This is a genomic window from Stenotrophomonas sp. GD03930 (genome assembly GCF_029839665.1).
GTDB classification, from domain to species: domain Bacteria; phylum Pseudomonadota; class Gammaproteobacteria; order Xanthomonadales; family Xanthomonadaceae; genus Stenotrophomonas; species Stenotrophomonas forensis.
On sequence record NZ_JAOCAV010000004.1, the window covers coordinates 97,710 to 110,525 of the forward strand.

At 62.7% G+C, this 12,816-nt stretch carries 14 protein-coding genes and 1 tRNA gene; 11 read left to right on the forward strand and 4 right to left on the reverse strand.

The annotated features are described in order from the left end of the window. Window positions 1–72: 72 nt before the first annotated feature. Both N5C18_RS18780 and N5C18_RS18785 read right to left on the reverse strand, forming a co-directional pair. Window positions 73–645 (reverse strand): energy transducer TonB, encoded by a 573-nt coding sequence (locus N5C18_RS18780; protein ID WP_053510340.1) that lies wholly within the window; start codon window positions 643–645, stop codon window positions 73–75. 119 nt (window positions 646–764) lie between these two features. Continuing rightward, window positions 765–1,403, reverse strand: a complete 639-nt coding sequence (locus N5C18_RS18785) for an energy transducer TonB (protein WP_040009559.1) — start codon at window positions 1,401–1,403, stop codon at window positions 765–767. 113 nt (window positions 1,404–1,516) lie between these two features. Between N5C18_RS18785 and serS the strand changes: the two genes are divergently transcribed. Then, window positions 1,517–2,797, forward strand: coding sequence for a serine--tRNA ligase (gene serS, locus N5C18_RS18790; protein WP_271261860.1), 1,281 nt, complete (start codon window positions 1,517–1,519; stop codon window positions 2,795–2,797). A 179-nt stretch (window positions 2,798–2,976) separates the two neighbouring features. Here serS and N5C18_RS18795 read toward each other — a convergent pair whose 3' ends face one another. Next, entirely contained in the window at window positions 2,977–3,327 is a 351-nt protein-coding gene (locus N5C18_RS18795) for a ligand-binding protein SH3 (RefSeq protein WP_279945406.1), read from the reverse strand. A gap of 137 nt (window positions 3,328–3,464) precedes the next feature. Further along, the gene (locus tag N5C18_RS18800; protein WP_053450174.1) at window positions 3,465–4,052 is read right to left on the reverse strand and encodes an NAD(P)H-dependent oxidoreductase; all 588 of its coding nucleotides are present in this window, start codon (window positions 4,050–4,052) and stop codon (window positions 3,465–3,467) included. 127 nt (window positions 4,053–4,179) lie between these two features. Here N5C18_RS18800 and N5C18_RS18805 point away from each other — a divergent pair, with 127 nt between their 5' ends. From N5C18_RS18805 to N5C18_RS18850, 10 genes are all read left to right on the forward strand, one after another. Continuing rightward, a complete protein-coding gene (locus N5C18_RS18805; protein ID WP_279945407.1) occupies window positions 4,180–5,172 on the forward strand; it encodes a LysR family transcriptional regulator in 993 nt (330 codons plus the stop codon). Between the two features lie 104 nt (window positions 5,173–5,276). Continuing rightward, window positions 5,277–5,366: transfer RNA gene (locus tag N5C18_RS18810), tRNA-Ser, on the forward strand. 83 nt (window positions 5,367–5,449) lie between these two features. Beyond that, entirely contained in the window at window positions 5,450–6,973 is a 1,524-nt protein-coding gene (locus tag N5C18_RS18815; protein ID WP_081352233.1) for a site-specific integrase, read from the forward strand. Beyond that, window positions 6,973–7,704: a hypothetical protein gene (locus tag N5C18_RS18820; protein WP_049430787.1), complete on the forward strand. Its 732-nt coding sequence runs from the start codon at window positions 6,973–6,975 to the stop codon at window positions 7,702–7,704. Before N5C18_RS18815 ends, N5C18_RS18820 begins: the two co-directional genes overlap by 1 nt. 105 nt (window positions 7,705–7,809) lie before the next feature. After that, on the forward strand, window positions 7,810–8,163 hold the full coding sequence (locus N5C18_RS18825; protein ID WP_049430786.1) for a hypothetical protein: 354 nt from the start codon (window positions 7,810–7,812) through the stop codon (window positions 8,161–8,163). A gap of 108 nt (window positions 8,164–8,271) precedes the next feature. Further along, complete coding sequence (locus N5C18_RS18830; RefSeq protein WP_049430782.1) at window positions 8,272–8,931, forward strand: DNA N-6-adenine-methyltransferase; 660 nt, start codon at window positions 8,272–8,274, stop codon at window positions 8,929–8,931. Continuing rightward, window positions 8,924–9,766, forward strand: a complete 843-nt coding sequence (locus tag N5C18_RS18835; protein ID WP_049430779.1) for a hypothetical protein — start codon at window positions 8,924–8,926, stop codon at window positions 9,764–9,766. Before N5C18_RS18830 ends, N5C18_RS18835 begins: the two co-directional genes overlap by 8 nt. A gap of 542 nt (window positions 9,767–10,308) precedes the next feature. Next, a complete protein-coding gene (locus N5C18_RS18840) occupies window positions 10,309–10,569 on the forward strand; it encodes a hypothetical protein (protein WP_143048153.1) in 261 nt (86 codons plus the stop codon). Window positions 10,570–10,699: 130 nt separating this feature from the next. Beyond that, complete coding sequence (locus N5C18_RS18845) at window positions 10,700–12,382, forward strand: DUF5906 domain-containing protein (protein WP_143048154.1); 1,683 nt, start codon at window positions 10,700–10,702, stop codon at window positions 12,380–12,382. After that, window positions 12,379–12,777 (forward strand): hypothetical protein, encoded by a 399-nt coding sequence (locus N5C18_RS18850; RefSeq protein WP_071227510.1) that lies wholly within the window; start codon window positions 12,379–12,381, stop codon window positions 12,775–12,777. Before N5C18_RS18845 ends, N5C18_RS18850 begins: the two co-directional genes overlap by 4 nt. Window positions 12,778–12,816: the final 39 nt, after the last annotated feature.

Here is a 12,816-nt window from a genome sequence, read left to right on the forward strand (position 1 = left end):
TGGCACGCCTTTCCATATAAAAAGACGGAGGCCGAAGCCTCCGTCGAAACATCACGAACCCCTCGTCCGCGATCAACGCTGCTCGGTGCGGAAATCCACCGGAACCCGCACCACGCTTGCTACTGCGCGGCCGTCATGCACCGCAGGCTGGAACTTCCAGTTCTGCACGGTGTTGAGCACCGCACGATCCAGGTCGCGGCTGCGCTCGCCACTGCGCGAAACAATCGCAGCATTGGCGACATTGCCGCGGGTATCGACATTCAGGCTGGCGATCACGCTGCCCTGCACGCCACTACGAAGTGCAGCGGCCGGGTAGGTCGGCATGCGGTTGCTGGCCAGCGGGCGCGCTTCACGATTGCGCACCACCGGCGCGGCCTTGCGCTGGCTGGAAGCCGGTGCGGCTTGGCGCACGGCAGGCGCCGCAGCATCGGCAACCGCGGCCTGCTCAGGGGCCGGCAGCATGCGCTCGCCAACCGGTGCCGGCGCCACATCTTCCTGGTTCGAGTGACGCAGCCACAGCAGGGCGGCCGCGAACATCGCCACGATCAGCGCGATCCACATCCACGGTGATGTGGGCCTGTGCTGCACGCTGGAATCCTGCTGCAGCTGCGGCGAATGGAGGTCTTCGTGGGTGGTGGCAGTCATCGCAAACTCCTTCCGTCAATGGACGACGTGGGCAGTGTTGCCCGAGCCATGGACAAGGAGTGTCAGCGTTGCGTCAACGCAACCGGCAAGGTTCAGTTTGCCTGCCGGCAAGCGTTCAGTTACTGCGTCTTGAAGTCGAACGGCACTTCAATGCTGCCGGGCACGGCCTGGCCGTTGCTCTGCGCCGGGGTAAAGCGCCAGCGGCGTACTGCATCGGTGGCGGCACGGTCGAGCTCGCGTGAGCCGCTGCGCTGGATCACCGTGGCGTTGTTCGGGTAGCCGGTGGCATCCACATCCACGCGCACCACCACGCTGCCCGTCTCACCGGCACGCAGGGCGGCGGCAGGATAGGCAGGCGGCGGCGACTGGCCGGCAATCGGCATCGGCTGGCTGTTGCCGGTGGCCGCCGGCGCAGGGCCCGGTGCAGCCGGGGCCGCTTCCGCCACCGGGGCGGGCGGCGGCGGGGCGGTTTCGACCAGCTTCGGGGCTTCTTCCTCCACCGGGGCCGGTTTGGCATCGGGCATGTCGCTGGAGCCCGCGGCCGCGGCCAGCGGCTCCGGCAATGGCTCCACCTGGGCCGTTTCCTGCGGGGTCTGTGCGGCCGGGTCGGCGCGGAAGAATTCCTTGTCGCGCCCGGTCAGCCAGACCAGCACGAACAGCAGGATGCCCACACCGAACGCGATACCGGCGATCTTCAGGGCGTTGCGCGGGATATGCACAGTGAACGACTTGGCGGACGACGAGCGGGGTGCAGACATGGACCGGACCAGTACGGAATAGCCCGATTCTGCCACGGCGGGAATGAACCGGGCGGCAGAAATCCGTATAACAAGCGATAATCCCGTCCCTGATACCCACCACGACACCTGCCATGCTTGATCCAGCCCTGCTCCGCCACCAGCCCGCCGACCTCGCCGAACGCCTGCGCACCAGCCGCGGCTTCGAGCTCGACGTGTCTGCCCTGGAGTCCCTGGAGGCCGATCGCAAGCGTATCCAGGTGCGTACCCAGGAGCTGCAGAGCCTGCGCAACAGCCGTTCCAAGGCCATCGGCCAGGCCAAGGCCAAGGGCGAGGACGTCTCGGCCATCATGGCCGAGGTCGCCGCGTTCGCCGACGAACTGAAGGCCTCGGAAGTGGCCCTGGACGAGCTGCGCGAGAAGATCGAAGCGATCTCGATGGGCATCCCGAATATTCCGGCCGATGACGTGCCGGCCGGGGCCGACGAGAACGACAACGTCGAGCAGGCGCGCTGGGGCACCCCGCGCCAGTTCGATTTCAAGGTGCTGGATCACGTCGAGCTCGGCGCCCGCAACGGCTGGCTGGACGGCGAGACCGCCGCCAAGCTGTCCGGCTCGCGCTTCACCGTGCTGCGCGGCCCGATCGCGCGCCTGCACCGTGCGCTGGCCCAGTTCATGGTCGACCTGCATACCGGCGAGCACGGCTATGAAGAGACCAACGTGCCGCTGCTGGTCAACGCCGATTCGCTGCGCGGCACCAGCCAGCTGCCGAAGTTCGAGGACGACCTGTTCAAGACCGCCGTGGGTGATTCCACGCGTTACCTGATTCCGACCTCGGAAGTGCCGTTGACCAACATCGTGCGCGACGAGATTGTCGACGCCGAGCGCCTGCCGCTGCGCATGACCGCGCATTCGATGTGCTTCCGTGCCGAGGCCGGCAGCGGTGGCCGCGACGTGCGCGGCATGATCCGCCAGCACCAGTTCGAGAAGGTCGAGCTGGTCTCGATCAGCCGCCCGGAAGACAGCGACGCCGAGCACCAGCGCATGACCCGCTGCGCCGAAGTGGTGCTGGAAAAGCTGGGCCTGCCGTACCGCAAGGTGCTGCTGTGCACTGGCGACATGGGCTTTTCGGCGATCAAGACCTACGACCTGGAAGTCTGGCTGCCGTCGCAGGAGACCTACCGCGAGATCTCCTCGTGCTCGAACTGTGGCGACTTCCAGGCCCGCCGCATGCAGGCCCGCTGGCGCAACCCGGCCACCGGCAAGCCGGAGCTGGCGCACACGCTGAATGGCTCGGGCGTGGCCGTTGGCCGCGCGATGATCGCGGTGATGGAGAACTACCAGAACGCCGACGGCAGCATCACCGTGCCGGAAGCGCTGCGCCCGTACATGGGCGGCCTGGAAACCATCGCCTGACTCCCTGATCGGGCGGGTGCCATGCGTGCATGGCACCGCTGCGGCTCTGGTGGATACCATGCTTGCATGGCATTGCCGTGGCTCTGGTGGGTGCCATGCTTGCATGGCACCGAATCCACGCATGGCGTGGATCTACGATGCGGGTTGCATCCACGCCCTGCGTCAATGATCTACCGCGATCACTCCATGACGCGCACCTTCTCCAACGGCACCCATCCGGGTTCGCCCGTTTCCGGTACGCACCACGCCCAGCCATTGAGCGTGCGTTCCCCGCGCAGCACCTGCCCGGGATCCACATCCAGTTCCCGCGCGCAGTAGTCCTCCGTGGCAAAAGCGCCACCCTGCGCATCGCGGCCGATCACCGGCGCCGGCACGAAACCGGGCTGCTGCCCCTCGGCCTCGCACAGGAACCAGTCGTCCCAGCCCTCCGGGCCTTCATAGCGTTCGCCCACCACCAGTGCCTGGCCACGGCGCAGGGTGATCGGGTGCGGAAATTCGCTGCGGTGCGCAGCCGTCACGATGTAGTTCATGCCCCCAGCCTAGCGCGTTGCCCAAGAAAACGGCCCCGCAGTGCGGGGCCGCCGGGGTGGGCCGGGATGGGGGAGGGGATCCCGGCCCGCGTTCAGCGCCCAGACGAGGGGAGAGGGGCGCCGAACGCTGGAACGCGTTATGCCGCGACGGCTTCGGCAACTTCGTGCGACGGCAGGGTGGCCAGCGCGCCGGCAATGGCGTCTTCACGGTGCTGCGGCGAGTAGGCGATGCCTTCGGCACGCACGAACTCGACCTCGTTGATGCCCATGAAGGCGAACACCTGGCGCAGGAACGGCTCCTGGAAGTCGGCCGGCGAGTCGGTGTAGATACCGCCACGGCTGCTGGCGATGATCACCCGCTTGCCACCGGCCAGGCCGACCGGGCCGTTCTCGGTGTACTTGAAGGTGCGGCCGGCCACGGCCACGCGGTCGATCCAGGCCTTCAGCGTGGACGGAATGCTGAAGTTGTACATCGGCGCGCCGATCACCACGATGTCGGCGTCCAGGAACTGCTGCATCACCTGTTCAGCATCGGTCGCCTCGGCGGCATCGGTCTTGGCCAACGAACTGCTGCGCAGATGCGGTACCGGATTGGCGTCAAGATCGCGATAATCGACCTGCAGGCCATCGATCTGGCCGGTGAAGCGGGCGACCACGGCGGCCGACAGCTGGCGGGACACGGAGTTGTCGCCAAGCACGCTGGCGTCGAGATGCAGAAGCTTCATGGCAGTCACCTATGTTCTGGGAGGAAGGGGCGGGGTGGCCCCGCCGACGGAGAGAACGATAGGTTGTTGCAAAGGCGGGATAAAGGTGATTGAATGCCACGTATTGTTCTAGATATGGAACTCGGGCATGCATGACCTGAATGATCTGTACTACTTCGCGATGGTGGTCGACCACGGCGGATTCGCCGCCGCCGAGCGCGCACTGGGCATCCCCAAGTCGCGCCTGAGCCGCCGCATCAGCCAGCTGGAAACCGACCTGGGCGTGCGCTTGCTGCAGCGCTCTACGCGCCGTTTCGCGGTCACCGACGTCGGCACCAGCGTGCACCGCCACGCGCAGACCATGCTGGCCGAGGCGCAGGCCGCACGCGAAGTGGTGGACCGCCTCAGCGCGGAACCGCGCGGCGTGGTGCGCGCCAGCGTGCCGGTGTCGCTGGCGCAGATGCAGCTGCCCAAGCTGCTGCCCAGGTTCCTGGAGCAGTACCCGAAGGTGCGCCTGCAGCTGAACATCAGCAACCGCCGCGTGGACATCATCAATGAAGGCTACGACGTCGCGCTGCGCGTGCGTTCGCGCCTGGACGACGACGGCAGCCTGGTGATGCGCAGCTTCGGCCAGGTGCAGGAACTGCTGGTGGCCAGCCCGAAGTACCTGGACCGTGCCGGTCGCCCGAAGGACCCGGAAGAGCTGACCCAGCACGTCACCCTCAGCATCAGCGAAGACGAAGCGCGCCAGCGCTGGGAGCTGCATGGCCCGGAAGGCGAAGTGCGCCGGGTTGACCTGCAGCCGCGCGTGGCCGGCTTCGACTTCCCGCTGCTGCAGAGCATGGTGAAGGACGGCTTCGGCATCACCATGCTGCCGGAAACCGTGTGCGCCGATGCGGTGCGCAATGGCGAGCTGGAAGTGGTGCTGCCGGACTGGTCGCTGCCACAGGGCGTGTGCCACGCCGTGTTCGCCTCGCGTCGCGGCCTGCTGCCGGCGGTGCGGGTATTCATCGATTTCCTGGCCGAGCACCTGCCGTCGCAGCTGGAGGCCTCGCGCCTGGACTGCGGTGGTGCCTGTGAAAAGGCCAAGGAGCGGATCAAGGCCAGTGCACTGGGTGCGTTGGCGGTGGACGCGGGCTGAGGCCTGCTGTGGGAGCGCTGGGTGATGCCCGGCGCCACGCCGGTCTTGGGCAAATCGCCCGGCCGTGCGAGAATACGCGCCCGGCCAGCAGGCCGGGCCGATACGGAGAGATGGCCGAGCGGTTTAAGGCACCGGTCTTGAAAACCGGCGAAGGGTTAAACCTTCCGTGGGTTCGAATCCCACTCTCTCCGCCAATCCTTAGTAAGTGTTTGTTTTTAAACAACATTTTTTAGGGTCTTGAAGGGCGGCTTGGGGCACAAATCGGGGCACAACTCCGATGCGATTACCAAGCTATCTCACTCGCTCTTCCACTGGTCGTTACCAGTTTCGCATGCGCGTTCCGACGGACATGCGCGGCATCCTCGGCAAACCCTTCGTCAAGCATCCCCTAGGCATCCACCTGCATAGCGCAAGGGTGGCTGCCTTGGCCATCGCACAGCGTTATGCTCAAGCATTCGATGCCATCAGGGATGGGTGCATGACCAAGAAGGGACTCACGGTTGAGGATGTTCTGCGCAGCGTCGCGGAGAACGGCTCCCGGCGTTATGAAATTGACTTGCCGGGCTTCCGTCTTCGGACCACGGATGCGGCCGACCATGCTCGAGCAATGGAGGCGCTGGAAGAAATCGGCAAGTTCCACTTCCGTGATGCGGGGGCAGTTCCGGCGGCAGCTGGGCCCAAACTGTTGGAATCAGTGGCGGCGCAGCCCCTGCCAGCTGAGACGATCAGCCTGATCGATGCGAAGCGAATCTGGCAGGACAAAGTCGCCGCCGAGGACATTGAGGTCAAAACGGTCGGCATCAAACTGCTTCCCGTGACAGAGCTGATCGAGTTCTTGGGCGCCGAGCGCGAGCTGCACACCATCACGCGGCCTGAGATGGCCCGCTTCTACGACCATTTGGCCAAGCGCGGTTTAACGCGTTCTACGCTCAACAATCGCCAGAGCTACCTCGCAGGAAAGAGAGGATTCTTCACTTGGGCAATGGCTTCAGGCTATGTGCTAAAGGGAGACAACGTCGCCGCAGGTCACGTCAGCGTTTCGATGGCCGAGAAGCGCAAGCGTAGAAAATTTGGCTTCCAGGCCTTTACCTTGGACCAGGTCCATCAACTCTTCGCACCCGATAGCTTCAGGCAGCTTTCAACGGGAGCGCGCTGGGCGGCTTTGTTGGGCCTGTATACGGGAGCCCGGGCGGGTGAGGTGGGGCAGCTGTTCACCCTCGACGTCAAGGAGGAGGAGGGGATCCCGTGCATACGGTTTACCGATGAGGGGGAGGATCAGCGGTTGAAGACCGATGTTTCCAATCGGGTCGTCCCGTTGCATCCCGACCTGATCAAGCTCGGTTTCTTGGACTACGTCGCCGAACGAAGGGAGAGCGGGGACTGGCGATTGTTTCCGCAGGCTGACAGTAAGGCGAAGAATGGTGCGGGGAACTGGATATCGAAGGCGTTCAGCTACTACCTCCAAAAGCACAGTGGTGGGTGGCCGAAAGCGAAGCGTGGTTTCCATAGTCTCCGAAAGACCGTGATTCAGGAGATGCAGGGCAGCGGTGTGGCCTCTGAGATGCGAGCCCAAATCGTCGGCCACGAATTGGACGACGAACACCACGCGACTTACAGCAGGCCCTTTACGGTGAGTGAGAAGCTCAACGGTGCCGGAGGAACGCCAGCTTTGGGTGTCCTAAATTACGGAATCGACCTGGAGGCGCTGCGCACCCTGCCGGCACGCAAGGTCGGGCGGCGCAGCAGCAATACCTCTGCACGCCCTACGAAGGTCAGTGGTAAGGGGAGGGAGCGAAACTAATGGCCCTCACTGCCGCTGATGCTTACCGCCGAGCCATCGATCGCTTTCTCGGCAAACTCTCTGGCTCCGAAAGCGTGGGCCAGATGGAGAAGAAGGTTGCAGACCATTTGCGCCTAGCGAAGCAGCGCCCCACGGTGGACGTGGAGCTGAGCTTCAATGAGGCCGCCGGGGTGTTGGCGATCAGCACGGCCCAGTTGCAACACCTCTTGAAGGAACACCCCCCAACGGGGACGCTGTTCACGGTGAAGGGAACTCGCAAGCGCTCGACCACCCTTGTCCCGTTGATGGCCTGGGCAGCCGAGCTCAAGGCTAAGGGCCTGTGGAAGCCGTTGAGCGAACGGGGCGTTGCGGTCGACACCCTCCTAACTGCAGAACTGCCGTTTCTGGTGGCCAAAGGGTCCAAGGCTAAGCAGTTCTTCCTGGAGCCACTGACTGACCAACCGATCACCGGTGCGCTAATTCGCCGGCTCCAAGCATTGGGCGCGCAGATCGGGCTTGGGATTCGGGTCTGCACGCTGGCCGAGGCATTCGCCCAGCCTTGGCAGAACCCTGACGTAAAGCGCCAGTGGGTGGACGCATTCAACAACGCAGCCCAAGCCCAGGCCAGCCGTCTGCGAGACCTGGCGCAGCAGCTCGACGCCTCGCGAGCTAGGGTGATCGAACAAGCGCTGGACGAACGCCTGCAGCCAACGCCTCCAAAGATGCCCGACAAGCGCAATGGGCGAATGTAACGGCCGCTAACGGATATTGGAGGCCTCCAATATCCGTATCGATGGAAGCTCTCAGTTCGGATGATTACTCCAACGCCTCGGTGGTCGGGGCGATGGAGCAAGCCGATGGGCCTCGATATGTATGCGGTCAAGACCCGCACTGATGTGCGAGATCGCACTCAAGAACTATTTTTCTACTGGCGAAAGCATCCAAACCTTCACGGGTGGATGTGCAAGTTGCACAGTGCTAGGACGGGGCAGGTTGATCCCTTCGACTTCAACCAAGTTCCCGTATTCCTTGGATTGGACGATCTTGATGCGTTGGAACTGGCTGTCCTGAACGATGATTTGCCTTATACCCAAGGCTTCTTCTTCGGTGAATCGGATGCCGATCGAGCTGAAGAAGATCTGGACTTCATTGCGCAGGCCCGCGCACTGATCAACGAGGGTTGGAACGTGTTCTACGACTCTTGGTGGTAACCCGCCGTCAGTAGCGCCTCTCGGGCTAGTTCAAGCCCAACTCCCAAAACCCATTCCTTCAACGCGGCAACGCAGCCGTGCTGGCGGAGCATTGCCTGGAGAATCCTCATGCAGCCCAAGTCCAACGTTCTGCCGTTCAACGCAGCAACCCGCTCCAAGCGCCTTCTGGCACAGAAACCCACCCGGCTCACCTCCGTTTGCTACAAGGCAAGCGACAAGGCCCACACGAGCGTGGATTGGTATACCCCGCCTGCCATCGTCAAGGCGCTCGGGGGCAAGCGCGGCTTTGACCTCGACCCTTGCACGCCCGAAGACCCGTCGCGGCTGCCGGCGCCCACGGCCCGCCGGATGATCCCGCCGAGTCAGGACGGCTTGGCTACGCCGTGGCCCAAGCAGGCATTCGTGTGGATGAATCCGCCTTACGGAAAAGGGATTGAGAAGTGGTTGAGCAAGCTGGCCAACCACCCCGGCGGCGGTATCGCCCTGGTACCGGTCAGCATGGAGACGGGATGGATGCACGACTGCGTGCTTTCCCACCCCAGCGCGACGGCGATTCTGTTCACCCGTGGGAGGCTGAGGTTTGTGCGTCCAGACGGAACCACCGGCACGGCAGCGCCGTCGGGATCGTTGGTGGTGGCTTACGGCAAGCGCGCCGCCGGTCACCTTCAGCAAGCGCAGGCAAGCGGTGTGTTGCGCGGGAAGTTCTTTGCCATCCAGCGGGTGGCGCAGGTGGCCACTGCGAACCAGGGGAGTGCGAACGATGAGTAACCAAACCAAGGCAGCCCTCCATATCCTGCAGAGGATGAGCGATATGGAAGGCAGGATTGAGGGTCGCGATGGCCCAGTCAATGTTGCGAAGGCATGGGAGGAACGCGAACTTCAAAAGAAGGCGCAGGCTTACAAGCGGCTGGTGAAGGCCGTCAACTGTATTCCTGCCCTCTCGCCTCGCGAACGCATGTCCAAATTCGTGGCATACGGTCTTAGGGCGGCCGTTCACAAGCAGCTGGAAAAGCGCAAGAACGGGGTGGGGGTATCGGTCTTGCCTTGGATGGACGTGGGCCTGCTCAGCGACGTGGATCTTGAAGACGGGGATTGGGGGGCAGAGGTGGCCGACGCCTACATCGCCGCCATCGAAAGCGCTGAGCCGTTTGAGTGCATCCTGGGGTGGGTGTTCAACGAGCTGGCGGGATCGGGTCAGAAGAAAAGGGATTGCCAGGACTTCACCCCGTGGGCCCTTGCTCGGGGCGCGATGAGGTTTCTTCCCAGGGGTTTGGGCGATGGGTGTCAGGAACCGCTGTTCAACGATTTCACCTGCGGTGCTGGAACGCTGCTTCTGGCCCGTGTCCATGCCCTTCTTTGGAGCCAATCCAACGATCCGGACGCGTTGATGGACCTGGTGGTGTCGGCCAACGACAGGGATCCGCTCTGCGCTGCAATGACCGCTCTCCAGCTGTTGATCAATCAGTTGGTCTGGGAGCGCCCCATCGGAGCCGTTCACGTGGAATGCAAAGACATCATCGCTCAGCGTCACCTGTTGGTGCCGGTGTTTGCGTCGGAGTGTCGCGAGGATTGCCCCTTCGAACTCGTGCGGGACGATTTGTAGCAAGCAAATGGTTGCGGATAGGGGCAGTGTCCCAGTCAAAGCTGCCGTGCGGTTCGCCCAGGGCTCAACCCTTGCCGGGTGCCAGTGACGGTTAACGCCGGTGGTGCCCACCCGGGCCTATCGCTATCGCGCCGAAGGCGGAGTTATTCACTTCCAAACGGGCTTTTAGATTTTAGAAGCCGGCGCGAAGCGACCGGCAGCTGCGTGCGGGTGTGCGGAAATTTCTTTGTCATCCGCGAGTGACGCCGATGGCGAAGAGTGATCTTCTCGGAGACGTAACAAGCACCCGTTACACCCGTCACAAGTGCTTGTTACGGCAGTTTGTCCAATGGATTCAATGGCTTTGCAGAGTCGAAGGCGCGTGTAACGGGTGTAACGGGTGGGTAGGTATTACTTGCAGCTGCATCAGAGATTTTGGCGTCAAGGCCAATCACTTTTTTCAAACCAATGGATCTACTTGTTACACCTGTTACACCCGTGACAACCCTTGTCTGGTCAGGGTTTCAGCCGTAACAAGGGGTGTAACAAGCACCTGTTACACCTTGGCTGAAAAGCGTGAATTGCCTCTCGTTTATGCAAAAAATGCTGTTGAAGCAACAGATATTGGTTTTAGTCAAGAAGTCGGTCTGGACAAGTTCGTGAGCTCTGTTTGGATGGGGTTGTGGCCACAACGGGACCACATCAACCAGGAAACGAGCAATGACGAACTCCCCCACATCGAAGAAGGCGACGCAACCGCGAGACGAAATGCTGAAGGCGCGGGTGAGTCGAGCGTTCAAGCGGCGGCTTCAAGCGGCGGCTGATGCCCAGGGCAAGACTTCATCGGAAGCCATGCGTCAAGCGCTGGTGGAATGGATGAGTCGCGTCCAGCAGGCCGCGTAATCAACAAAAAACCCCGGCGCCAACCGGGGTTCGAAAATGGACATCACACACATGAACGATACAACACCAACCTCGGGTGTCAACGGGCGCCCCAGCAACGTCCTTTCCTTCCGTGGGAGTGCGGCCCCCAAGGCGGCTTTTGGAGCACCAGCGCCTAAGGCAACCTTGAGCGATCAAGCATTCGAGGCCGATTTTGCCGATCACCTGAAAGCGACGGAGGAGTATGCGATCGGCGGCAAGTTGCCGGATGGCGACGACGACTGCAGCTTCTTCCGCTGGCTTCCTGAGCAGGGCTACTGGGACCGTTGCTCGGAGAAGGACATGGCAGCCAAGGCGCTTTCCTGGCTTCGATTGGAGCGCAAGGACAAGGCGAACGCAGGTCATGCAACCAGCTGCATCAACACAGCGGTGCTTGAGCTGATGGGGGATCGGAAATGCTGGTTGCCCAAGAAGTCCGATCGCAGGGCCATCGTTCCCCTCAAGGGGGGCTACCTTGAGATCGTCAAGCCTGACGAGCCGCGTTGCGCTCGCGCAGCGGCGGATGGGGAAGAGGTCGTTGATCAGGACGTTTTCTCTGCGACCTATGGACAGGCTTTGGGCCCGCGGCAAGCACTCCTGTTTCAAAACGACGAGACGCCGTCTAGGACGCGCATTCGGGTCCTGGCGGCCACCAAGGAGCATGGAATCACTTACCAGGTCCCTGCCACGCTGCGGATGGACCAGGTTGACGGCGATGGCTACTACACTCCCAAGCCGCTGGATCCCAACTCGAAGTTCGGTCAATACCTGGATCTCTTTCAGCCCGACCTGGAGGTGCGTGCACTCCTTCAGGAGGCGGTGGCCAGCTCGTTGATGTCGATCTGCTTTGAGAAGGCCTTCTTCCTGGTTGGGTCGGGCAGCAATGGCAAATCCACGTTCCTCCACATCCTGCGCGCCCTTCACCCCCGCAACGTGTCGCTGCGTCTGGAGAAGTTGGACGGAACCTTCGCCATGGCCCCGCTGGTGGGCAAGAGCGCCTACATTGTCACGGAGACGCCAAAGGTCCTTGCCGCATCCATCCAGGAAGTCCTGAAAGCGCTCATTTCCCGTGACCCGATCCAAGTCGAGGCCAAGCGCAAAGACGCATACACCACGCTCCCGATCGGCACCCTGTTCGCCAGCGTCAACGCCTGGTTCACGGTTTCCGGGCATGAGCACGGGTTCTGGCGAAAGGTCCTGGCCATCCCCTTCAATGTTCGGATGGGCGAGAAGACCCACGACGACGCGAAGGGTGGAAATGGAAAGAAGCGTGAGCCTGACTTCCACCTTCAGATCACCGAAAGCGAGGAGGAAATGGCCCAGGTGCTGGACTGGGTGCTGGAAGGAGCGCTGCGCCTCATGGAGCGTGGCGGGTTTTCCGAGAAGCTGCCCGACGCCGTGCTGGCGCTGGCCGAGCAAAACCGAATGGAATCGGACACGACCATGGCCTACATGGCGGACCGCGACGCTTCCTACGACAGCGGTGTTTGCACCGACAAGACGGCCATTTACGCCGACTACCGCCAATACGTGTTGGAAGAACTGGGCAAGAAGCCTGTCAACGCGGAGGACTTCTGGAAGCGCGTTCGCGAGAAGTTCCCCGAGGCCGGCATCTACCAAATCTCCCATGGGGGCAAGAAGCCACGTGTGGCCGAGATTCGGATTGCTGGCATCAAGCCGCTGCGGGACATGGCAGATTTGGAAACGCCTGTGTGAGCCAGTTCCACAACAACCGTTTTGCGGTTGGCTGGCTTGTAGAGAGGCTGGGGCTCAATGCCGTCAACCGCAGGCGGAAGCAGTGGTCCCATTTCTCATCCAGCCCTAGAGGCGCCCTGTCAGCAGGTGAGGTCGTGGCGGGGGCTTGCCAAATCCTTATCCTGTCGCATGCTGACACCATGACCCCTTCCGATGCCTTTGTAGACGACAGCATGGACCGCCAGGACGCCCTGGCGGCCTCCCTCCGTTTCACCGTGCACCGAACCCCCGAGGGCATCCGGGTGCAGCTCCAGGAGGGCGACACAGACCCCGGCACCGGTTTGGCCATCGGCCGGGCCTTGGCGTTGCTGGAGAACTTGTTGGAGCAGGGACGCGCCGTCACCATTCACGATTGAAGTTTCCAGCCTAACCCCCTTGGCGTTGCCGACAGGCGC